Here is a 23,054-nt window from a genome sequence, read left to right as displayed (position 1 = left end):
ACACGTATCTCGTCTACGGAAATGCAGAAAAAAGTAATATCCTAATTTTTTAGATCTAATTTTGAAGGAGGAACGAAATGGCTTTGCGCGTTATATCAATTGCGCAATCTCCAGACCCGTTAGCATATGAAAGAGAAGATCATCGAGCGCGTGCGTTGGTCGGTATATTCGCTAACGCATCAAGGCTTATGGAAATAAATGAAGTGGGGCTGACCAGGATTTTGACTGGCGGGATTATATCCCTCAAGGTTCCTGCGCTTCCTGAATCGCGCTTGTTGTTCGTGGATCATGCGGGCGACGAGTGGAGTTATGAAGCAGAAGAGTATAGTGATTTGGTTATGGAGTCTCAAGAGCAGGTACAAGGTAGCGGCGAATTTGCTGGCGGAAACGATGAACGAGGCGAGATGCCACAAAGTCCGAGCAGCAATAAAAAGAAGCCTTCACGTTTTGGCGAGCAGAGCTCTGGGGTGGGCCAGAGTAAGACGGCTCGTAGAGGAGAAGAACTCGGACGCGTGCCTATTACAGAAGCCGGTCAAGAATCAGAGAAAATGGATTTTCCGCACTGGCCCGATGATGAAATGGATCCAGAATTCACTGACGGGGCGCAGGGGGCGGGTGTAAATCCTGAAGGCGTTGCTTTTGAGGAAAATGTGCGGATTGAGCAACTGCTTGATGCGATAGCTGAGCAATTCCATCTTCCTCTTTTGCGCACAACAAATTTAGGCGCCTTGCGAGTTCGTACGAAAGGTCGTCCCTATGGCGTGAGAATGCGCGGTCCGCAAGCACAGCTGCACAAACGCAAGACATCTGAAAAAAGAATGGAGCGCATTGGCGATGGGGACGATGATTTTAGCGAAGAAGACCTGCGCTATATTCGTCATGAATCCAGAGAGGAATATAAAAGCAATGCCGTGGTGATTTTTGTGAGAGACGCTTCACATAGCACGAGAAAAGAAGAAATCTTAAATCTTATTCGCGTATTCTGCATGCATCTTCTTCGCGCAATTCGCATGGAACACGATCGCGTCGATTTGGTTTTTATTACGTTTGATAGAGAAGCCAAGCGCCATGCGGGCGAAAAAGCGGAATGGGAATTTTTCCATCGCTTTGCGAACGGCGGGACAATTATTTCCAGTGGCCTTAACATGGCATTAAATATTCTGGAAAAGGAATATTCCGGCATTGAATGGAATAAATTCGTGTTTATTTTAAGCGATGGCGAAAAACAAGAAGAGGAAGATAAGAATCCAGCCATTCTAAGCGAAGCAATTGCAAGACTGGCGTTAGTTACCGATATTATGGGATATTTTGAAGTGGGGCATATCGGCCCTAATTATTCGGACTACGATCCGTTTATGGGGCGAGCTGCCAGTTCGCTTGTATGCGTGGATGGTGATGGGACGATACGTGATCCAAAGACCAAATCGCCGACCGGTTCTTTCACCGCTATCAAAGAATTTCTAGATGTGGCTTCTCGGGGTCAAGGCAATATTGTCGCAGCGCGCTTTGGAGATCATGAGGGCGCGGGCAAAGCATTTACGCTATTGATTGAGTTTTGCGAAAAGAGGAGAAGTGGTAATGAGCAATAACATACTCGTAGATTATTACGAGCAGTTTAAGCAAGCTGCCATAGGTATGAATTTGAGCGTGCCGGCAAACGATCCTACTATATATATAGTAAATAAACGCCAGCAAGAAGCCGTAGCAGCAATGAACGGCGGGCCGCGCAAATATAGCCATTGGTCGTTTGGCAAAAATGCAGATTTTTTCCATCACGGAAAGAGAATTTATTTTTGTGACTTGATGGCGATGGGCATAGAGCCTCGCGCGTTTATGCCGTATGATTTTTCTCTCGGGGGCCAGCTGTTTTTTTTGGCATACTTTCTTGCGCTGAACGATTTTGTAAGCCATAATCGTGCTTGGTTCAATGTGCCAGACGATGTATGGGATAGGTCGCGGACAAACTCAGAACGTATTAGCCAATATAGAAATGACGACGCTATAGGATATGAGAAAGTGGAGCATGTTTTGACAGCAGCGCATGCAATGCGCTATCAATGCTCGCATTCCGCGCTTTGGGGGGACAAGACGTGCGATTTGCTTGAAGAGACAATTTTTGCAAGTACGGTCCTGGAGAATTGGCAGAAAGATATTTTGCGCATTGTGCACGATGAATGGAAATGGTTATTGCCGCGAATAGAAACAAAGTTAATGATGGCAGGATACGCTTCTTTTTTTGCGACGCGCATCGTGGAGGCGGCGGGTGTATCAGACGATCTTTTCGCGCAATGCAGGCAGGCGCATGAAGAGACTGTCGCATTTCCCAAACCAGGAAGTTTGAATTTACAGCAAATAGGGTCCGTGCTTTTTGAGGCGATTGACAGCAATTACGGCAGGGAAGCATTATTTCATGCGCGCGATACTATGCACGATGTGACATTTGTTGCGCGGTTCCTCGATCAAAAAATTGCGCAAGAGAACAGTCTTTTTTCTTGGAGTCCCGCGCCGGGTGACGAACACGAAGAAATTTATTTAGTTGCAGAGCGGATTCGCATCACTGATATTTCCGATGAAAGAGGATGGAAAAAAGTCAGCGATAGATTCATTGAATGTTTAGGATACGCGCCCAATCTTCCAGTTCGTATTGTAAAAACACCTGATACTGAAGGACGGCTTGTGCTACTCCACACTTATCAGGGCAAGGTCTTTGAGCCAAAAATGCTCAGGGGCGCTCTGGAGCTAATGTACAGTCTTTGGAAAATTCCGATTGAAGTAATCATTGCCACGAAGAAAGGGGTGATTCGACATACATATGACAGAAAAAATGGATTTAGAATAAGAGATTTTTAAAACACAATCCCCGCATAACCGCGGGGGTTTTACTTTGTAATAATTTAAACATGATTTATTTCCAATGGGAAGTTGACACAATTTTATGGCACACGTTACACTGTAATTAGTCAGAGCAAATAGCTTTGATATTCCTGGAAAGGAAAGGGCAAGCTGAGACGTTCTCTCGGTGTCGACTCTATCCCTAAGGAGATTCTTTCAATGAGGAGGGGTCTCTAAAGAGGAGGGTTAACATTTGCAGAGGCAATGTTCTCATAATGCCCTTTTTTATTTCCAGTAATTGCGATCTTTTATAATTTCATATCCAAGCAAGGAGGAGACCAGTCATGTCGCAGAAACTTCTAGTGCCAGATAATAAGACTTTAAACTTCCATGCTCAAGAATTTTTGGCTGGAAATAGAAGGTTTGAAACAGCAGCTCAAAGTGTTAATAGGATGATCCAGGAAAAAGGATTTATTAAGCTTTCTCGTGGTGGAAGAACAGTATATGATTTTTTGTTTTTTCGGCAAGGGTCGAGGCACATTATTGGCTGGTACGACGAAATTAATGAGTGCGTTCATTTCATTAAAGATGCTGCCGAAGGCGGATCGGCCAAAGAGATGGCATTGGTTCTAATTGGTGAGCCTGGAAACGGTAAAACCGCTTTCGTGGATTATATATGTTCTTACTATCGTCAGTTTCTGTCAGTACTTGGAAACCGCAAATATACTTTTAAGTTCGTAGGCCTGGATGATGCTCTTGGTTATGATCCAAGAGCTGCAGATCTGCACTCTTTAAACTTTGAAGATCCTATGATCTTGGCAATGAACCTTTTGGGTAATAAGGATGAAAGCGCGGAATTTATTGCTCGCATGGGTTTTAGCGACAGGGCTATTGATAGTCTTTACACGTACAGACGGCCACTGGGCGCTTCAACAGAATATCTGTGGAGCGCGCTACTCGAGCATTATGACGGCAATGTGGAGCAAGCGCTCCGGCACATTTGCGTTGTTCCCGTGCCAATGAGCGAGAGCCAAGGTACTGTTACCGGGAAATATTCGGCCAAAGACAAAATTACTTCTTCGTCGGTTGACCTGTTGGGAGAGGAATCTCTTCAGCACCTTTTGCTTTTGAAATTGGGTGATCCAAATAAGTTTGACTTGCAACGAGGAGCTTTGGCTCGAGTTGCTGGCAGCGGTATTCATTTTTCCGATGAGCTTTTCAGGAATAAAAAAGACCTGGTTCAGATCTACTTGCAGGTTATCCAAAGCAGGAACATCGAAGTAGACGGTTTCATATGGCCTATCGATGCTTTGATTATTGCCACTAGCAACAACGAGGCATATAACAGGTTCGTATCAGAAAAAGATGAATCGCCAATCAAAGATCGTTGCCGAATTGTTTATGTATCGCACAACACCGACTACAAATTACAGCAGGAATTGACCGGGTATTCTCTAGGTGGTGGCGTTAGGACTACGATTCTAGGCGAGCCGATGCATCAGGATCCTAACCTTATTTATGCTGCTTCTGTTGGCGTTGTTCTAACACGGCTTCTGCACTCTACGAAGTTGACCCCTATTGAGACAATGAAGCTTGAAGCTGGCGAGATTGCCGGTGATAAAAGCGTAGGAGCATTGGCTGAGGTCAGAGAAGTTGCTAACGCGAGCCCCGATGTTACCAAGCGTTGGGGGCAGAAGGGTTTAGGACATCGTGACCTTGGCAGGTCGTTGCAGATTCTTGGCGCCATGACAACTACCGACGAAGGCCAGTGCATGTTTGCCAAGGATGTATTTACGGCCTTGAAACGCATTATTCTTGATTACGTTTCAGAAGCGACTGATCGTGAAAAGTATATGAAGGATCTTGATACTGCTCGGCGTTTATATCGTGAGCAGGTAAAAACCGCAATCTTTAATGCCTATCGCGACGACCCTGATGCAGTTCGCAAGGATGTTCTGGCATATGTGAATATGGTCATCGGTATGGACTCGGCGAGTCTTGGTCCGGAAAAAATGTGGCGATATCGCGACCCACAGACTGGCGAAGTTAAGTCAATTAAGATCGATCAGACGTTCGTTGATTCTGTTGAGGCGCGGCTTGGCCTTACAACTAAAGAGCGCAAAGAGTCGTATCAAAACACGATTCGCAAGATTTACGGCCAGAAAATTGGAGTCGATCCAAATTATGACTTCATGGACAGCCAGGATTTAGTTAAGGCCGTAACCGACGTGCGTTTGCTATCTGATGTTGCGGGAGCTGGTAGCTTGGTTGGCGCATTAGCTAATCCGACCAATGAAGAAAATGCTAAGATTCGCAATAGGATGATTGGAACCATGCTAGATAAGTTGAATTACTGTTCGACTTGCGCTCAGAAGACTATTGAATACTTCTGCACCAAGGAAGATGAGGCATAAAATAAAAACCCAAGAATGAGCCGGGCATAGGTCCGGCTCATTTTATCTATTTGTAAGTTTATTGCGATGTCGTGCGTAGCGCTACGAAGGAGGCAGGTGCAATGAAAAATGATTTTATGACAGAATCTGATATTGATGGCATGAAGCGATCGGCAATATTACGGTATATGCACAAACTTGGCTTATACGCATCTTCCACCCCTAGCCCAGTAATGTCGCTAGTGTCGCTCGATGATCTTCTACAGATAGATGCGCAAAGAGAAAAAGACGGATTCCCCAAGAAGATTAAAATCCGTAGGACACTTGCAGGCCCAGGACGAATCATAATGGTGCCGTATGTGGAAGAAGAGCAATTAATTCATGGAGATTTTGAACCTAATGAAGAAGAAGATGATGATTTCCCTGATATAGTAGGACAGGGAGAGGGCGAAGTTGGAGATGTTATTGGCTACGCGACCCTTGGCGATGGCGAAGGTGATGGCGATGAAGAGGGAGATGATCCGCGAGCCGGCCAAGGTGACGGCAATCATGGTGTTGAGAGTGAGGCCTACGAGCTAGGCAAGAAACTTTCGGAAGAGTTCAAGCTGCCTAATCTCAAAGATAAAGGCAAGAAAGTTCCAACCGACGAATATATCTTTGATCTGACCGACAGGCATCCTGGCTCAGGTCAGCTTTTGGATAAAAAAGCTACGCTTCTACGTATTGTGCGCACAAACGTTGCGCTTGGCCGCGCGGATGTAGGCAATATCGATCCTGCTAAGCTTATAGTTGGACCTCAAGACAAAATTTATCGAGTTCTATCAAGAGAACGGGTATGGAAGTCTCAGGCAATTGTATTTTTCTTGAGAGATTATTCTGGCTCTATGATGGGCGAGCCGACCAAAGCCGTTGTTACACAGCATCTAATGATTTATGCCTGGCTTTTGTTCCAGTACGAGGGTCTGGTTATTCCCAGATTCATTGTTCATGATACGGGTGCAAAAGAAGTTTCAGCTCTGGGGTATTTTCGGCAAAGCGCGGGCGGTGGAACTTTAATTGCCTCGGGATACAAAAAGATTAATGAAATTGTTGAGGGTGAAGGACTGGCCAGAGACTATAACATTTATGTTTTTCAGGGCACTGACGGCGATGACTTTGATGATGGCACACAAGCAATTCCGGAAATTAAAAAGATTCTTGGTTATGTTAACCGTATGGGGGTTTCTGTAATGAAAGGTCCTTGGGCTAGGGATATAGATACTCGATTTGAAGAATATGTGAAAAGAGCAAATTTCATTGAGCAGAAAGATGTTTTTAGGATTCATAAAATGTCTAGTCGAGACGTAACTGATGAAGAAAACATTGAAGCTATCAAAGTACTGATTGCCCAAGATTAAGAAAAAGCAGGGTTTCCAAGGAGGCAAAAATGTATCTCATTGACAAAAAAGCAAAGCAAATTATGGAAGAATGCAAAGCAAGGGCGAGAGCCGCTGGACTCATTATTCACGGAGAAACATTGGAATATATCGTTACTAATCAAGACATGATCGAACTGTCTCCCAAGATTATGATTCCTACGCTTTATGATTATTGGGTTCATGACGTGGAAGTTCTCAGAGATAAATGGTTATACGATGTATATCCTCACAATCCATTCGAGACAACCATTAACACGAGACCCGGTATATCGTTCTATAACGACAATAACCCCGACTGGCTCAACGCAATGATTTTCTATCATGTTCTAGGCCATCTAGACATGGATATGAATAACATTTTTTTTAGGGCTACGTGGAAGGATGATTTTTGCGGTCAGGCCTTGGCAGACAAGCGATTAATCAACAGAATCCGCGAAGAATTGGGATCGGAGAAAAGATGGGTTGACTATGTGATTGAGTTTGCTAGAGCCGCGGACAATCTTGTCGGCTATTACGCGGAGCTAGAAGAAGCCGATGCCCTAGAGATGCAGCGTGCTTCTGGAACTTTTTCCGAGAAATCAAGTTTTTATTTTGGCGAATTTTTGCGGCGCAAGCACGATGACAACAGTATTGCATTGAGAGTCTATTACGAGGAAGTAGAACGTTACAGCGAGTGCATTAGGCGGCTTGGAGAAAAGCTCGGCGAGGCTGTTTTCTTTAGTGATGAGAAGACTAGAAGCAAATTTCCAGAATTTGACAGTACGTTTAAAAAACGTGAAACGCAAAAAAGGAAGAGGGTTCCAACAGGCGATATTTTGCTTTATCTTATGGAAAATTCCGAGTTTTTAGACAGAGAAGAAAATTTGTGGATGAAAGATGTGATTGCGGTAGTGCGTAGAACGTCTCTCTATTTCCAGCCCCAAATTAGAACAAAGATTTGCCATGAGGGATGGGCGAGTTTGTGGCATGAGCGATTGTTCATGACCGACGAGCGATTGAACGGTCACGAGATTAATTTTAGCGTAGTCAATTCAGGCGTGATGCTTCATCCAAGAGTTGGCAGCAACCCTTACATCATCGGCAAGCTTTTGTTTGAGTTTATTGAAGAACTGGCGCGTAAAGGAAAATTGTCTTACGCCTATCAATTGATCCAAGACGCCGAAACTAGGAATCATTACGATCAAGCTCTGGGCGAAGAATATGGGAAAAAGGTGCTATTTGAGGCACGAAGAAACCTTAATGATCATATGCTGATCAACTTTCTTTCCGATGATGATTTTCAGGACTTTGTTAACAGGCATAATCTTTTTGTTGCCGGGATGCGCCTTACTCTCGAGAGCATCGCGCATGGCAGCGCTGAAGTTTATGTTAAGTCAAAGAGCGGCAGGGATTATAGAGCACAACTGAATCGGTTGCTATACCATCCTCCCTATGTAGTGATTGACGAGAGCAAGGCAACGAAACCCGGCGGGATCTATCTAAATCATGTTTACGAAGGCAGGTCGCTTGTTACAAGGTATATTGCCCCGGTTTTAATTGGGCTTTCGTATTTTACTGGCGGGAAAGCAGTAAAGCTTGAGACTACGGAATTTGAAATTGATCGCGGCGACCATTATGTTTATCAAGCGCCAGTTGCTAGCGGTCAGCCAAACTCGACAGTTAAAAAAGACCGCGTTCTTTACACTTGCGAAGGAAAGAAAATCACCAGAACCGTTCTTTCCAAAGGATAAGGGAGGGAATAACTATGGACGGGACGAAAAATGCCCTTGCATTATTAGCAGCAGAAATGTCGCGCAGAGGAAGAAGGACCCCGCTGAGCTTTGAGGAGTTCTTGGAGTTAACAAGGGAAAATCCCCAGAAAGTCCTGCGTAGCATTTTTCAGCTTTTCGAAGATATGGTTGCAAGTTTTGTCGGTGAAGGAGTGGATGAGTATCCCGGCGATCCAGAGTCAATTAGCTTAATCAAATATGATTGTTCAAAACTTTTAGCTGAAGGATGCGACAATCCTTTTTTTGCGGATAGACTTTTTGCGAACAGGTTTGTTCGGCTCGTGAGGTCATTTACATCTGGCGCGCAGCAGAATAGGGTTTATATCTTTGAAGGGCCTCCGGGATGTGGCAAAAGCACATTTCTCAATAATCTTTTAGAAAAGTTTGAGGCGTATACTGACGCGGAAGAGGGCCAAAGCTTTGAAGTCGTGTGGAACATAAAAGGAGACAAAGATGCGCCAGTAGATGTGCGCGCGGCGGTTGAAGTCCCTTGCCCAAGTCACGACCATCCAATATTGGTTATTCCCAAGCAATATCGCGCGGAATTTTTGCGAGAGCTTCTTGTCGAAAGTCCACCCGACGTAGTAAATAGGATCTTTGCTGGGAAAGAATACGATTGGGCATTCAAAGAAGAAGCTTGCACGATATGCAAATCTATATTCTGGGCTTTGTTTGACAAATTGGGTTCGTTTGAAGAAGTTATGAAAATGGTACGTGTGCGGCCTTATCGTTTTGACAGGCGTTTGAGTCAGGGCATCAGTGTATTTAATCCCGGCGATAGGCCTGTTAAGGACATAGCTTTAAAGGAAGATCGTATCCAACAGCAGCTCGATAAAATTTTAGGCGTTAATGTTGTCAAGTATGTGTTCTCGTCGAGTGCCATGACAAATAACGGCATTTATGTCTTGATGGATATTAAGGGCGATAATTACGAAAGGCTCCTGGAGCTTCACAATGTTATTAGCGAAGGCGTTCACAAGGTTGGCGAAGTAGAAGAACGGGTGAGTTCAATTTTTTTTGCCTTGATGAACCCCGAGGATAAAGAGAGATTAGAGAAAGAGAAATTAGAATCTTTTCAGGCCAGAATTCAATACACCACGGTTCCATATATTTTGGAAGTTGGTATTGAAGTGGCGGTTTATCAGAGCATTTTTGGAGCTGGCATTGGTTCTTTTTTTCTTCCGAATGTACTTGGAAATTTCGCGAGAGTGGTAATATCTTCGCGAATGAATAAAGAGTCTGCCGCGCTTAAGGAATGGATCAAGGACCTAACAAAATATCAAAAGTACTGTGATTCCGAAGGCCTTCTGTTGCGCATAGCAATTTATATGGGCATAATTCCACCCTGGCTATCTGAAGAAGATAAGAAAACCCTTACGCCTCAGATTAGACGAAAAATGATTGCCGAAGCCGAGCGCGAAGGAATTAAAGGATTTTCTGGTAGAGATTCTATTCGTTTGTTGAGCGAATTTATGAGTCGCTATCGATCCAGAACTAAGTTGATTACCATGAATCAGGTGGCTGAATTCTTCAAGCGAAAAACAGGAAAGGATGTTCAGCTTTTTGCGCAAACTTTTATCGTCTCGCTCGTGGGTTGGTATGACTATGAAGTCGTAAGCCAAATTAAGGAAGCGCTTTATTTTGAGAACAGAAAGCAGATTTCTGATGATGTTTTGAATTATCTGTGGGCTATCAATTATGACGTTGGCGTAAGAACAACGTGTCAGTTTACTGGAAAAGACATGATTGTTACTCTTGAGTTTCTGAAACTTGTGGGCAGTTATATCACCGGCACGCAAATGGGTGACGCCGGGGCTGTAAATTTTGCGAAAGAAACTCAGAAACGTTATATTGAGGTTGTTGCACAGGACCATCGACGCGCTATAACCAACTCCGATTTATATAAGGAGCTATTGAACTCTTATGCAAGGAATATAAAAGAGAAAGTACTTCAGCCATTTGTAAAAAATGAAAATTTTAAAGAGGCTGTCAGGGCATTCGGCAGCGCTAGATTTAAGACTTTTGATACCCGAATACAAGAACACGTTACGTACATGATTGGAAATCTAATGAGAAAATTTGGATACACCGAGCAAGGGGCAAAAGAGATTTGCCTCTATGTTCTTGAAAAGAACTTGTCGTAAAAAAGAATTATTTATTTAATTCAAAACCCCGCAACTGCGGGGTTTTTCTTGTCCAAATAGTGTTTTAAGTGTATGAAATAGTAAAGGAATGAGCAATCAATATCCGTATTATTTATCTATCGGCAGAGCCGACGACTTGCGCGATCCGCGCGAACGGACGGTCTACCGCATATTAGAGATAATCCCCGGCGCGCTTGTTTGGGGAACTTTTGTTTTGGCTTTTTTATTGTCTTGGCTTGAGCCGCTCTGGGTATCGGTGTTTATCCTTGCCTTTGCTCTGTATTGGATATTTAAAGTTGTTTATTTCTCTTTTCATACACGTTCTGCCTACGCGCGAATGCAGGACTACCAGATGCGCAACTGGACCTTGGAGTTAGATAGTCTTAGCCCTGCTAACTTTCATGTTGATGTAAAGGATTGGCGCGATTTGTGGCAGCTCATTATTCTACCTATATATAAGGAGCCATACGAGGTGGTTTTTCCTGCGGTTGAGGCGCTGGCAAAAAATACATGGCCCAGAGAGAAAATGATCGTTGTGCTTGCTATGGAAGAGGCGGGGGGCGAGGAAAGCATGGCCGTTGCCGAGCGCTTAAGAAAAGAATTTGAGCATAAGTTCGGCCATTTGATGATAACAATTCATCAGCGTGGTTTGGAGGGCGAGATTCCTGGCAAGGGTTCAAACGAACGCTGGGCGGGCGAGCGCGCTAAAGAATTTATTGATGAGAAGAGTATTTCTTATCAGAACGTGATAGTTTCATCTTTAGATTCAGACACGGTAGTATATGAGGACTATTTTTCTTGTGTCGCGTATCATTATTTGACAGTAGAGAAACCATTGCGCACAAGTTATCAGCCGGTGCCATTTTTCATAAATAACATCTGGGAGGCTCCGCCCATTTCGCGCGTTATCGCCTTTTCTTCAACTTTTTGGCACACCATGAATCAAGAGCGGCCGGAGAAGCATCTGACTTTCTCGTCGCACTCCATGTCTTTTCAGACATTGGTTGATATTGGATTCTGGCAGCCGAATGTGGTGTCAGAGGATTCGCGCGTTTTTTGGCAGGCATTTTTGTTTTATAACGGTGACTATCGCGTAAAATCTCTTTTTTATCCTGTTAAAATGGACGCAAACGTCGCCCGTTCTTTTTGGCGTACTTTGCGCAATATCTATCTTCAACAGCGCCGCTGGGCGTATGGCGTGGCAGACGTGCCATATTTTATATTTGGGTACTGGAAAAAGCGCAAAGAGATTCCCTTCAGTGCTTTTTGGCAGTATGCCTTTCCCGTAATTGAGGGTTTTTACTCTTGGGCAACACATGCCATGCTTCTTTTCGCGCTTGGTTGGCTGCCGTTATTTTTTGGCGGAGATGAGTTCAACCGTTCGTTATTTTCGTATAGTTTGCCGCGCGTACTGCGCGTACTGCTGACAATTGCGATGATAGGCATTATATCCTCTGCATATTTGAGCATACAGATTCTTCCTCCTCGTCCGCCGCAGTATGGAAAATGGAAATACGTGATGATGATTCTGCAATGGTTTTTTATTCCCGTTACGTTGATATTCTTTGGTGTGTTGCCGGCAATTGAAGCGCACACTCGGCTGATGCTGGGGCGATACTTGGGATTTTGGGTGACAGAGAAACACAGAAAATAAACCTAACCTCACCCTACGTGGGGTATCCGATACCCCACGTAAGCATCAATTATTCAAAGTGTATCTCTCGTCTAAAATTTTCGTATCTTTCGCGAAGCAGGTGATTATTCTTTAGTTCTGGATCACTCGTTAATACGCTTTCTACTTCTTTGCGTACTTCTTTTACAAATTCAAAGTCAGTTAGCGAAGCCATCGCAAGGTCGGGTATGCCAGATTGACGCGAACCAATAAAGTCGCCAGGTCCGCGTATTTCCAAATCTTTTTCCGCGAGCTCAAAACTGTTTTTTGCCGTAAGTAAGGCTTTAAGGCGTTGGCTTGTAGTTTTGGCGGATGAGTCTGTAAAAAGGAAGCAGTACGACTGGTGCTCTCCGCGACCAACCCTGCCGCGAAATTGGTATAGTTGCGCGAGTCCGAATCGGTCCGCCCCTTCAATAATCATTACCGACGCGTTCGGCACATCAATGCCAACTTCAACCACTGACGTTGCCACCAAAATATCAGCTTCTTTTTCCTTGAAGCTTTGCATAATTTTCTCTTTTTCCTTGCCTTTCATTTTGCCGTGAATAAGAGCGATTTTTAGATGCGGGAAAATCTCTTTTTGCAATTTTTCAAATTCTTTGGTAGCGGCTTTAGCATCTAGCTTATCCGACTCATCAATCAGCGGGCAGATGACAAACGCCTGCCTGCCTTCGTGGATTTGAGATTCAATAAATCTATATGCTTCATATCTGTCCGCTGGTGGAATTAACTTACTAATTATTTGCTTTCTGCCTTTTGGGAATTGCTTAATCAGCGAAAGATCTAAGTCTCCGAATATTGTGAGTGAAAGCGTGCGGGGAATTGGGGTTGCGGTCATTGAGAGAAGATGCGGAATAATCTTTGCAGGACGGACCGACCCTCCGCGGTTTTCGCGGAGGGTCGGTCCGTCCTTTTGCCGCGCTAGCGCGGCGCGCTGTTCCACGCCAAAGCGGTGTTGTTCATCAATAATAATCAGCCCTAGGTTTTTAAATTTAACTGTTTCTTGAATTAGTGCATGTGTACCCACGACAATATCTATGTCTCCCGCGAGCGTTTCTTTTCCGACTCGTTCCTTGGAAATTACAAAAGGCGCGTAAGAGATTTTACGCGAAGTTTTTTTATGGCTGGAGCTCGTCAGCGCCGCTATTGAGGGCTGGGCAAAGGTTTTTTTATTGCAAAGCAAAGCGGTGAGCGCTCGAAAATGTTGTTCAGCTAAAATTTCCGTGGGCACCATGAAAGCAACTTGATATCCCGCGTTTATTGCCTGCATTGCGGCAAATGCCGCCACGACAGTTTTGCCGGAGCCGACATCGCCTTCAAGCAATCTGTTCATTGGATATGGCTTTTCCATGTCCTGTAATATTTCCCAAGTGGTGGCGCGTTGTGAATCAGTAAGAGCATAGGGAAGCGAGGCGACGAATTTCTTGGCAAGCTCAACATCGGTAGTAATCTGTGGGGCGTGTTCTTGGCGCAGGCGGTATTTTTCTTTTAGAGCTACAGTTTGGATAAGGAAAAGTTCGCCAAAGGCCAAGCGTTTTTTAGCGCGTTCAGCGTCATTTAATGAATGTGGAAAGTGCACGGTTTTTAATGCACGGGCAAGTTCGGGAATATCTTGCCGCCTAAGAATTTCATCTGGCAGATAGTCCGGAATATTGTCTGCGATTGGAAGAAGCGAGTGTATCACATAGCGCAGCCAGCGCGAAGAAAGACCGGCTGTTTCAGGATAAATTGGCACCAAGCGGCCAGTGTGCAAAGTGTCGTTTTTTGTAATTTCGCCGTCTCCCAATATTTCATACACTGGGCTTGAAAGGCATAGCGAATCTTTTGTTAAAGTTACTTTTCCTGATAGTAAAACATACATTTCTTCTTTAAGATTTTGTGATAGATAAGGCTGGTTAAACCACACCGCTTTTATTGCGCTCGTTTCGTCTTGGATAATGGCTTCGGTGAGATGCAGATGCTTTTTCCACGTGCGGCTTGCCTCAATGGAAAGAATTTTACCCTGCACCGTAACAATGTCGTTGAGAGTGGCGTCGCGAATCGGGGTAATTTGAGAATAATCTTGGTAGCGGTGGGGAATATGGAAAAGCAGATTGCCTATAGTTTTGATGCCAAGCTTGTGCAAGCGTGCCCGGTAAATCGGCCCGATTCGTTCTAGTTGTTCAATTGGAGTGTCAAGTCGCATAGTTAAAGGATAGCATAAATTAGATGGCGGTAAAAAGAAAAGAGCTGCCTCACAATTGCGAGGCAGCTCTTTTCTAGTATGTGTCCCAGAGAGGATTCGAACCTCTGGCCTTCAGCTCCGCAAGCTGACGCTCTATCCAGCTGAGCTACTGGGACACAAAATGCAGAAATTATTAAAAAAGAAAAACGTGTAAAGTAACAGAGCTTTTAAGCTTACCGATCCACGAATGCCCAGCAGACAATTACGGGACTGACGATGCCATATGCATAACGTTACCTCGTTAAATCTTAAAGAAATTATGCAAAAAGTCAAGGAGCGTTGGATCGTATTCAATTTCTTCAAGACGAGGCGCGAGCATGCTACGGATGTCGTCTCGTTCGTCCGGTTCTATGGGAATTTGAATGTTGCTTTCATCTTGTTTGGGAAATAGAATTAATCTATCAAATGTAAGGGCAAAATTTTGCAGAGAAGAAAAAGGATATTTATCTTTTTGAAAAATTACGCTTTCCGGATATAGCTCGCACGAAATAATTGGAGGGCGGCGGGAAACAAATAACGCGGCGAGAGCGCCGGCAATCAAAAGTGTTGTGGCGCCAGTATAATTTTTTTGAAGAATAAAAATACCGGCAAGTATTAAAACAGCGATGCCTATAATAGCTAGTCTGCCCCATAAAATTTCCTTATTTGGTTCGTGCGCGTAAACTCTCCACCGCATAAGTGGAGCTGGTTTGGAGGGAGAAATTTGCTCTGGTACAGACGAAGAGAGTGAAAGAGTTGGGTTTGGCAGTGATGGCGTTGGCGGCATCAGCAATTTTTTGTCAGATAAATTTTTCATTGGTTTATTGTCCATGTATTTATTATACAATATTAGGAAAACATCTCAATCGTTCGGGTTGCCATTTGACTGGGATTAAGCTATGATTTAGCAATCAATACCACGATTTTTAATGACGAATATATATTATAGATACCAGTCGTTTTGAAAATTAAGTTATTCTAAATTGATTAGAAATTTCCGCCCGAGGCGCCTGCCCGCCTCTGGCGGAGGATCAGCCTATGGCTGAAAAAATTGAAAATTTTAGTACGGAGAGGTGGCTGAGTGGCTGAAAGCAGCAACCTGCTAAGTTGTTGAGGGCGCAAGCCTTCCGAGGGTTCGAATCCCTCCCTCTCCGCCAATTTTCACTTTTTGTGAAATCGTAAGAAACAGCCTCGGCGCAAAGCGCCTCAGCATGGTATTTTTCCGCTATTTTGAAGGCATTTTTGAAATCGCACGCCAGCGTGCGGTCGGCAATGCGAAAGTTCGAACCAATCTTTTTGAGAAAATCCCGAATCCGTTCGGGATTTTCTTGTTGAGCGTATTTTTCGGCTTGGTTGGTGTCTTTTAGAAAGGCAATGGCAAGTTCGAACCGATTATTGCTCTTTCGCCCAAAAGCCGATATTTTTTCTTCCAAATCTTTTTTAGCGAGAATGAGCTTGTGTTTTTTGGCGGTATATTCCGCTTGCGACAAATTGCCGTCCAGTTGTAAATCAAGCAGGCGATCAAGTTTTGTTTCTATTTCTACAAGCTCATCTCTCGCTTTTTGGGCGAAAGAGCTTTCCGCTTGGGCAAGTTTCATTTTCTCGTTTTCAAAATAATTGATTGAAGCATTTGCCCAAGCGGAAGACAAAGAAACTTTTTTGATTTCTTCTTTTATTTGAGAAGTGATGGTGTCTTCTCTTGCGTATCTTTGTGAGCAAGGATTATTCCGTTTGGTGCATCGCAAATAGTTATGTCCCTTTTGCGTTTCGGTAGTGATAAAACAACTACACTCTCCGCAACGGAAAAATCCTCTATACACATAAGGTTTCAGTTGATAATTTGAGACGGAAAGCATTTTGCCTTTCTTGCCAACCAAGCCCAAGGAATTGATAATCTTTCGGATTTGAGCGAGGGGGTATTCGCCAGTTGAGTACATTTCAAAAGCCCGCTTGATATACTTTGCCTTTTCTTTATCCATAGCGATACAGCGGGCGTTCTTGTCGTTCACATAGCCAAGTGGCGCCCAAGCGGGCCATATTCCATTTCGGAGTTTCTGGCGAATACCCCTCTTTATATTTTCCGAAAGATTATCCACATAGTATTTTGATTGCCCAAAAGCGATGGACAACATAAATTTTCCTTGTGGTGTCGGATCAAACCAAAAAGTAGGAAATTTTAACGTGGTAATTTTTCCAGTATCTACGAGGTAGATAATTCGTCCGCCGTCTATGCTATTTCTCGCCAATCTATCGGGGTGCCACGCTAAAATTCCCTCGGCTTCATTTTTCTCTATGCTTGCCACCATATCGTTAAAAATCTCTCTGCCAGGCTCTTTGGCGGTTTTGCTTTCCACGAATTCACGGACGATATTCAGTCCTTCTTTTTTCGCATATTCCCGCAATTCAAACATTTGCGCCTCAATACTCAAAACCTGTCTTTCGGGTTCGTCAGTGGATTTACGAGCATAGAGAAAAATCTTTTTGGTTTGTAAATTTATGTTGTCCATATTGGTTTTAAATTATTTTTTGGGCAATCAAGAAAAAATACGCTCAACCTTTCGCTGAAAGCGAAAGAAAAAAGATTGGTTTGCAAAATTTCATTTTGCCAGAGCTTCGCACTGCGAACTTCCGCATTGCCGACCGCACGCTGGCGTGCGATTTCAAAAATGCCTTTAAAATTGCGGAAAAATACCATGCAGAGGCGCTTTGCGCCGAGGCTGTTTCTTACGATTTCACAAAAAGTGAAAATTGGATTTCGGACAAAATCCGCAGGATTTTGACGAATGACACTTGCGCCTCGGCCGCGCTCGACAAGCTCGCGCGGGGCAAAACCCAAAAATTTCCTATCATTTTTATTTGCGGCTCCCCCCACACCCCCCGCCGCGAAGCGGAACATTTGAAAGGAAGGAAATTTTTGGGTTTGCTGCCGCCGCTTCAAATTCAACATACTTGTAATATATCACATTATTGTCATAGGACACAATATTTGGCTATAATACATCTGTGAATATGAAAACCCCAACTTCCAAACTTGGTAAAAACATCAAGCGCATACGCGAGGAAAAGAATATGACGCAAGGCGACATTTGCCGCGCGGTCGGGCTTGATCGTGCTCAAATGAGCAATATTGAAGCTGGCAAAGGCAATCCCACGCTTGCCACCATTGAAAAAATCGCCCAAGCATTGGGAGTAACAAGCGACGAGCTTTTGAAATAACTATGACGGACAATAATTTACAAAAGAAAGTGGCAGAGCTAGAAGCTCAAATCAGGAAACTCAAGAAAAACAATCTTGGGCTGCGTTTTGAGGACAAGCAGGAAGATGTCGTTGAGCAATGTCAAAAGCAAGTGCCGGTTTTAAAACAAGTCGTCAAAAATCGTATCAATATTGGTGACGGCTTTACAGACAACTTACTTATTGAGGGCGACAACTATCACTCACTTTCTGTCCTCAACTACACGCACAAAGGCAAGATTGATCTCATCTATATTGATCCGCCGTACAACACTGGCAATAATGATTTTATTTACAACGACCAATATATTGATACGGAGGACGCATATCGGCACAGTAAGTGGCTTTCGTTTATGCGCAATCGCCTCGTTCTTGCTCGTGATTTGCTCACACCAACAGGACTAATTTTTATCAGTATTGATGACAATGAACAAGCCCACTTGCGCATACTTTGCGATAAGGTTTTTGGCGAAGCAAACTATCGAGCAACAATCGTTGTAAAAGGTAATCCTCGTGGACGCGATTACGGTGGCATTGCACGGACGCACGATTATATCTTGGTCTATTCCAAAACACTAGAATCAAAAATTTTAAGCATAACGGAAGAAGGTAAGGAATTTCCCTACGAAGATAAGCGGGGTGGTTTTGAAATCAGAGAGTTGAGAAATCGTAATGTCGCATTCAACATACGAAACCGCCCAAATCTTTACTATTCCTTTTATATCAATCCCAAAAAGGAGCTTGATAATGGATTTTTTGAAATTTCATTAGAAAAACACAAGGGGTGGGTTGAGTTATTCCCAAAAGAATCTCAAGGTGAAAAAACTGTCTGGAGATGGGGAAAGCCAAAATCGCTTGCGAATCTCAACACTGAAATAGTCGCCAAAAAAATGAAAGACGGCGGTTACCAAATCGTTGAAAAATATCGAAAAAAAGAAAAAATGGCTCGTTCGATTTGGGATGACAAAGATGTAAACACAGAAAAAGGAACCTTGCTAGTAAAGGAAATGTTAGGCGAAAAAATCTTTGCTTATCCGAAACCTGTTGAAATGATAATGCGTATCGTTGAGATGGCTTCTGTATCGGACGATATAACAATTTTGGATTTTTTCGCCGGTTCGGGAACAACTGGCCACGCCGTTCTTAATCTTAATGCCGAAGACGGCGGAAGCCGTAAGTTTATCATTTGCACCAATAATGAGGATAACAATGGAACGGGTAAAAAAATTGCGACGGACATTTGCTATCCGCGTATCAAAAAAGCGATAAAAGGATATGACGATGTTGAGGGTATCCCGAGCAATCTTTTCTACTATCAAACTGATTTAATTGATATTGAAAACATCCACAAAGTGCCGGATGACGCAAAAATCCGCATTACCTATGAAGCAGGCGAAATGATAGCCGTCCGTGAGGACGCGCTCAACGAAGTGGAGAAAAATGACTGGTGGCAAATTTTTGAGGGAAAAGGAAAACTCGTGGCGATTTATTTCAAGGAAGATAAGGCAAAACTCGCCGAGCTTATAGCAAAACTGGAAAAGAAAAATCTGCCGACGGCTTTATATATTTTCAGTTGGGGCAAGAACGAATACAAAGGCGAGTATTCCAGCACGAATATCAGGGTCGAGGATATTCCAGAGCCGATCATTGAAGTTTACAAAGAACTAAACCGGATATAACTATGTTTGCGCTAAAACCATTCCAAGAAACGGCAATATCACAGCTCAAAGACGAATTTTTGAGCTTGTGGAAATTGCCGAATCAAAATATCCCGCTCGTTCTCAAGTCGCCGACCGGGAGCGGCAAGACGATAATGCTGGCGCAATTTTTGCGCGACATCGTGAGTGATCCGCGTTTTGCGGGCAACGATGTGGCGTTTGTGTGGTTCTCGTTCAGCGAGGACTCATACGAGCAGAGCAAGAAAAAACTTTTTGATTACTATGGCGGCGCGAGCGAGCTTGATTTAATTGACCTCAATGACCTATCGCGCGAGAAGCTACGCCAAAACGATGTCTTTTTTATAAACTGGCAGAAAATTAAAGGCAAAAGCAAAGATAGCCGAAAATTGCGCCGCGAAAACGAGCAAGGACTGACTTTTGATAACTTCATCAACGAAACGCACGAAGCGGGGCGCAAGATTGTGGTAATTATTGATGAGGAACATATCGGAAGCGACACCGACCTTGCACTGGAAGTCGTTGAGGGTCTTATCAAACCAAAAATTACGCTCCGCGTGTCGGCCACGCCGAAATACATCCCTACTCGCGCCGACACCGCCGGATATGTTGAAGTTAAGCGAAACGATGTTGTTGAGGCGGGACTGATTAAAGAAAAAATTATATTTCAAACAGAGGAAGATTTGAAGCAAAAAGCGGTCAAGAAACTCGACCAAGACGAAATGCTTTTGGAGCTTGCTTATAACAAACGACTAGAGTTGATTGAGCTGTACAAGAAACTAGGTATTGAAGTCAATCCGCTTGTTTTGATTCAGCTCCCGAATGACGACCAAGCGACAAAGGAAACCGGTGATACAACCAAACAAACGATTGTGTTGGAGTATCTAAAACGCAAAGGCGTAAAGAGCGACGAGATTGCCGTTTGGCTATCCAAAGAAAAAGAAAATCTAGAGGACTTGGAGAAAAGCAATTCGCCGGTGTCGTTCCTTTTGTTCAAGCAAGCCGCCGCGACGGGTTGGGATTGTCCGCGCGCAGGTGTCTTGGTGATGTTCCGCGAAATTAAGAATCCGACTTTTGCGATACAGACCGTCGGGCGCATTTTGCGTATGCCATTCGGAATGCATTTTGCCCATCCCGAACTCAATCTTGGTTATCTCTACACCAACTACAAGCGCAATGAAGTTTTGGCGGAATATGCTAAATCCAAAACCGAAAATCGTCCGGCGATCAATGGCAGTTATCGCAAAAAGAATGTTGAGCCGCTAAAGCTGGAATCTGTCTTTATGACACGCGCGGACTATAACGACTTGGGCGATTCTTTCCAGATGACATTCAAGCAAGTGGCGGACAAAAAATTTGACACCAAGAATCTCAATCTAAAGCCGAAAGTAACAAACGGCTTGATTGTCGGCGTGGAAATTGATGATTACGACAATTTCACCAAAGAGCTGTTTGAGGAGGGCGGAAGTTATGACGAGGAAATGTCCCGCCACGACCTTGAACGGCTGTATAACTTGTTGTGCTTCAAAATTGTCGCCAAGCAAACCGACGAAAACCGTAAATTCGCGCCGGAGCGTTCGTGGGGAAAACTCAAGACCGCGCTGAATATTTACCTGATGGAGAAACTCAAAATTTCTCGCGCTGACGCTTACAAAATTATCGTGAACGACTTGGTAAGCGAGGCAGGTGCACTTGCGCCAGTCATTGGCGACGCGCTTTTGGCATATCGTCCACTCCGCGAGCAGGAAGTAAATAAAAAGGCGGCACGCGCGAAGCGCGTGGAGCATATTGTAATACCGCGCGAGGCGTTATTCTTCACCGACCAATATGAGGAGCTGAATGTTAAGAAGTCCGCAATGGAGCCGTTTTGGTTTGAAAAAATCCCTGCTGGATTATTTGGAGGTACAAACAATGAGAGAAAATTTATTGATTTCCTCGAATCTCCCAAAAACAAAAGTGTTATTTGGTGGCATAAAAACGGCGACACCGGAAGCGAACACTTTTCAATTTCCTTTTACAATCCCGACGAGAACAAGGAAAAACTCTTTTATCCTGACTGGATCGTAAAGACGAAAAACGGCGTTTTGATTGTTGATACAAAGGCCGGAATTACTGCCGAGAGCAATGACACGAAATACAAGGCGGAAGCCCTGCAAGCGTGGCTAAAAGGCAGAAAGGGCTTTGACGGCGGCATTGCCGTTCAAGACGGACCAAACGGCTGGAAAATTAACCGCAACGCTAAATATTCGTACGATTCATCCCTCAAGGGCTGGGATGTTTTTGATTTAAGCAAATGACTTTATATTCAAAGTTCAGGCATATACGGCGACGTATTACGCTTTTCTTTAATCGTATTCGCGCAAGATACCAAATTAGAAAAGACGGCAAATCTTTTCGCATTGTCATACCAAATCATCAGCGCAAAAAGGTGCGATTTTTGAAATATATTTTTACTGTCGTAGGTTTACTGTCGGCCTTTATCGTGTTTGGGTCGGTATGGGTAGCTTTTTTGTTTGGACTCGCTATATACCTAATTACCTTAGTCATTGAGAAAACTGTTTTCATGCACCCTATGGTGTTTATTCATGCGTTACCTGATTTTGAAATTGATAATAACAAATGGCTTGGCATTGGTTTCGGTTATGCATCTCCGCCAAACCGAGAGTATGATATCCCCTTGGTTTCTATGATGATCTCTGACCTTGATTATGCCAAAAAAATCGCGAGCTTGTTTCTACAATGGACAAACAATTCTTACAAAGATGAAGATAAGAATGTGCAGATTAGAATTGTGGCAACTAAGTCAGACGAATATATATTCCTTTGTTATCCAAACCCGAAAAGACCAATGGCAAGAGGTTTCTTTGACAAAGCAAAACAAGAACTTCGACAAACTTCTCTCGAAGACGAGGTTGCCGAAGAGCACGTTACTTTTGTTCTCGGCAAAAGGTGTGCGGTGGGACCGACATCGTACTTTCCAGAGTTTCGGCGACGTTATAGGGATGGGGTGCCTGTTGCTTTTGAATTTATTTTGCCACCATTTGAGAACCCGCAAGCCACTCATGAAATCCCGACTTTTGTGTTTTTTGATTTTGGAATCAAAGATAAAACCGAACTCACACGCAAAGATTTTGCTTACGGGGCAATATATTCATTTGAACATGGTGGAGAATGGCAGGGTCCAGAACATCTTGATCCTAGAAAAAAGAAGTGAGGGAGCTAAATTTTGCGTTTACAATTTCTCCCAAAACGCAAAATTTAGTTTGTGCGCGCACTGGGAGGGTGGGGCAAGCACAAAGAGTTACTACGGACACCGCCGAAGTCACATGCGAACACGAAGCAACGCCGAGCAGGCATCGCGAACGAATGTGAGCGGCCAGTGCGAGGTGCTTGCGAAGTGTGAGCGGACTATCGAGTTACCACAAAACGCGGAGACGGGAGCGCCTCGGGCCGACGCAAACGACGGAGAAAAGGCGGGCGTAAAACTGGCAGAAATGCTAAACTACACTTATAGCCTTTTTGGAGGAGTGAAGCGGCGGCAGCAAAACCAAAAATTTCCTTCCTTTCAAAATTTCCGCTTCGCGGCGGGGGGTGTGGGGGGAGCCGCAAATAAAAATGATAGGAAATTTTTGGGTTTTGCCCCGCGCGAGCTTGTCGAGCGCGGCCGAGGCGCAAGTGTCATTCGTCAAAATCCTGCGGATTTTGTCCGAAAT

Annotated in this window: 15 protein-coding genes, 2 tRNA genes and 1 pseudogene; 13 read left to right on the top strand and 5 right to left on the bottom strand. The window is 44.0% G+C overall.

Translation table 11 applies throughout. The features are described 5' to 3' along the window. The first annotated feature begins 77 nt into the window (after nucleotides 1-77). From HYV65_00490 to HYV65_00460, 7 genes are all read left to right on the top strand, one after another. Nucleotides 78-1,589 carry a DUF444 family protein gene (locus tag HYV65_00490; GenBank protein ID MBI2462712.1) on the top strand — a complete coding sequence of 504 codons (1,512 nt, stop codon included), beginning with the start codon at nucleotides 78-80 and terminating at the stop codon, nucleotides 1,587-1,589. After that, complete coding sequence (locus HYV65_00485) at nucleotides 1,579-2,850, top strand: SpoVR family protein (GenBank protein ID MBI2462711.1); 1,272 nt, start codon at nucleotides 1,579-1,581, stop codon at nucleotides 2,848-2,850. The genes HYV65_00490 and HYV65_00485 overlap by 11 nt, the downstream gene beginning before the upstream one ends. 326 nt (nucleotides 2,851-3,176) lie before the next feature. Then, a complete protein-coding gene (locus HYV65_00480) occupies nucleotides 3,177-5,246 on the top strand; it encodes a serine protein kinase PrkA (protein MBI2462710.1) in 2,070 nt (689 codons plus the stop codon). Nucleotides 5,247-5,347: 101 nt separating this feature from the next. After that, the gene (locus HYV65_00475; protein ID MBI2462709.1) at nucleotides 5,348-6,622 is read left to right on the top strand and encodes a DUF444 family protein; all 1,275 of its coding nucleotides are present in this window, start codon (nucleotides 5,348-5,350) and stop codon (nucleotides 6,620-6,622) included. A 29-nt stretch (nucleotides 6,623-6,651) separates the two neighbouring features. Then, nucleotides 6,652-8,373 carry a SpoVR family protein gene (locus tag HYV65_00470; GenBank protein ID MBI2462708.1) on the top strand — a complete coding sequence of 574 codons (1,722 nt, stop codon included), beginning with the start codon at nucleotides 6,652-6,654 and terminating at the stop codon, nucleotides 8,371-8,373. A gap of 14 nt (nucleotides 8,374-8,387) precedes the next feature. Further along, a complete protein-coding gene (locus tag HYV65_00465) occupies nucleotides 8,388-10,556 on the top strand; it encodes a serine protein kinase PrkA (GenBank protein ID MBI2462707.1) in 2,169 nt (722 codons plus the stop codon). Between the two features lie 88 nt (nucleotides 10,557-10,644). Beyond that, a complete protein-coding gene (locus tag HYV65_00460; protein MBI2462706.1) occupies nucleotides 10,645-12,210 on the top strand; it encodes a glycosyltransferase family 2 protein in 1,566 nt (521 codons plus the stop codon). A 49-nt stretch (nucleotides 12,211-12,259) separates the two neighbouring features. Here the strand turns inward: HYV65_00460 and recG are convergent, their stop codons facing one another. From recG to HYV65_00445, 3 genes are all read right to left on the bottom strand, one after another. Further along, nucleotides 12,260-14,413 carry an ATP-dependent DNA helicase RecG gene (recG, locus tag HYV65_00455; protein MBI2462705.1) on the bottom strand — a complete coding sequence of 718 codons (2,154 nt, stop codon included), beginning with the start codon at nucleotides 14,411-14,413 and terminating at the stop codon, nucleotides 12,260-12,262. 81 nt (nucleotides 14,414-14,494) lie between these two features. Next, a tRNA-Arg gene (locus tag HYV65_00450) sits at nucleotides 14,495-14,568 on the bottom strand. A 125-nt stretch (nucleotides 14,569-14,693) separates the two neighbouring features. Then, nucleotides 14,694-15,263 (bottom strand): hypothetical protein, encoded by a 570-nt coding sequence (locus tag HYV65_00445; protein ID MBI2462704.1) that lies wholly within the window; start codon nucleotides 15,261-15,263, stop codon nucleotides 14,694-14,696. A 235-nt stretch (nucleotides 15,264-15,498) separates the two neighbouring features. On the opposite strand from HYV65_00445, the gene HYV65_00440 reads away from it, so the two are divergent. After that, nucleotides 15,499-15,588, top strand: a tRNA-Ser gene (locus HYV65_00440). An 882-nt stretch (nucleotides 15,589-16,470) separates the two neighbouring features. On the opposite strand, the pseudogene HYV65_00435 reads toward HYV65_00440, so the two are convergent. Next, nucleotides 16,471-16,938, bottom strand: a pseudogene (locus tag HYV65_00435) (recombinase family protein). Further along, nucleotides 16,926-17,327 (bottom strand): hypothetical protein, encoded by a 402-nt coding sequence (locus tag HYV65_00430; GenBank protein MBI2462703.1) that lies wholly within the window; start codon nucleotides 17,325-17,327, stop codon nucleotides 16,926-16,928. The pseudogene HYV65_00435 and the gene HYV65_00430 overlap by 13 nt, the downstream one beginning before the upstream one ends. Before the next feature lie 113 nt (nucleotides 17,328-17,440). On the opposite strand from HYV65_00430, the gene HYV65_00425 reads away from it, so the two are divergent. The 5 genes from HYV65_00425 to HYV65_00405 form a co-directional block, all read left to right on the top strand. Further along, nucleotides 17,441-17,647: a helix-turn-helix transcriptional regulator gene (locus HYV65_00425; GenBank protein MBI2462702.1), complete on the top strand. Its 207-nt coding sequence runs from the start codon at nucleotides 17,441-17,443 to the stop codon at nucleotides 17,645-17,647. Between the two features lie 2 nt (nucleotides 17,648-17,649). Continuing rightward, nucleotides 17,650-19,344 (top strand): site-specific DNA-methyltransferase, encoded by a 1,695-nt coding sequence (locus HYV65_00420; GenBank protein ID MBI2462701.1) that lies wholly within the window; start codon nucleotides 17,650-17,652, stop codon nucleotides 19,342-19,344. Between the two features lie 2 nt (nucleotides 19,345-19,346). Beyond that, nucleotides 19,347-21,638: a DEAD/DEAH box helicase family protein gene (locus HYV65_00415; GenBank protein ID MBI2462700.1), complete on the top strand. Its 2,292-nt coding sequence runs from the start codon at nucleotides 19,347-19,349 to the stop codon at nucleotides 21,636-21,638. Continuing rightward, nucleotides 21,635-22,555, top strand: a complete 921-nt coding sequence (locus HYV65_00410) for a hypothetical protein (GenBank protein ID MBI2462699.1) — start codon at nucleotides 21,635-21,637, stop codon at nucleotides 22,553-22,555. The genes HYV65_00415 and HYV65_00410 overlap by 4 nt, the downstream gene beginning before the upstream one ends. A 112-nt stretch (nucleotides 22,556-22,667) precedes the next feature. After that, nucleotides 22,668-23,054, top strand: a 387-nt coding sequence (locus HYV65_00405; GenBank protein MBI2462698.1) for a hypothetical protein, incomplete at its 3' end; no start/stop codon positions are given.

This window comes from Candidatus Spechtbacteria bacterium (assembly GCA_016188605.1).
In the GTDB taxonomy this organism is placed as follows: Bacteria; Patescibacteriota; Minisyncoccia; order Spechtbacterales; family JACPHP01; genus JACPHP01.
The sequence above is the reverse complement of the archived record's forward strand: the minus strand, read 5'-3'. Positions and strand labels throughout refer to the sequence as shown.

Coding starts and splice junctions, on each gene's coding strand:
- HYV65_00470 (MBI2462708.1), top strand. CDS start 6,652: ATGTATCTCATTGACAAAAAAGCAAAGCAAATTATGGAAGAATGCAAA.
- HYV65_00485 (MBI2462711.1), top strand. CDS start 1,579: ATGAGCAATAACATACTCGTAGATTATTACGAGCAGTTTAAGCAAGCT.
- recG (MBI2462705.1), bottom strand. CDS start 14,413: ATGCGACTTGACACTCCAATTGAACAACTAGAACGAATCGGGCCGATT.
- HYV65_00490 (MBI2462712.1), top strand. CDS start 78: ATGGCTTTGCGCGTTATATCAATTGCGCAATCTCCAGACCCGTTAGCA.
- HYV65_00420 (MBI2462701.1), top strand. CDS start 17,650: ATGACGGACAATAATTTACAAAAGAAAGTGGCAGAGCTAGAAGCTCAA.
- HYV65_00430 (MBI2462703.1), bottom strand. CDS start 17,327: ATGTTCCGCTTCGCGGCGGGGGGTGTGGGGGGAGCCGCAAATAAAAAT.
- HYV65_00425 (MBI2462702.1), top strand. CDS start 17,441: ATGAAAACCCCAACTTCCAAACTTGGTAAAAACATCAAGCGCATACGC.
- HYV65_00465 (MBI2462707.1), top strand. CDS start 8,388: ATGGACGGGACGAAAAATGCCCTTGCATTATTAGCAGCAGAAATGTCG.
- HYV65_00480 (MBI2462710.1), top strand. CDS start 3,177: ATGTCGCAGAAACTTCTAGTGCCAGATAATAAGACTTTAAACTTCCAT.
- HYV65_00410 (MBI2462699.1), top strand. CDS start 21,635: ATGACTTTATATTCAAAGTTCAGGCATATACGGCGACGTATTACGCTT.
- HYV65_00445 (MBI2462704.1), bottom strand. CDS start 15,263: ATGGACAATAAACCAATGAAAAATTTATCTGACAAAAAATTGCTGATG.
- HYV65_00415 (MBI2462700.1), top strand. CDS start 19,347: ATGTTTGCGCTAAAACCATTCCAAGAAACGGCAATATCACAGCTCAAA.
- HYV65_00475 (MBI2462709.1), top strand. CDS start 5,348: ATGAAAAATGATTTTATGACAGAATCTGATATTGATGGCATGAAGCGA.
- HYV65_00460 (MBI2462706.1), top strand. CDS start 10,645: ATGAGCAATCAATATCCGTATTATTTATCTATCGGCAGAGCCGACGAC.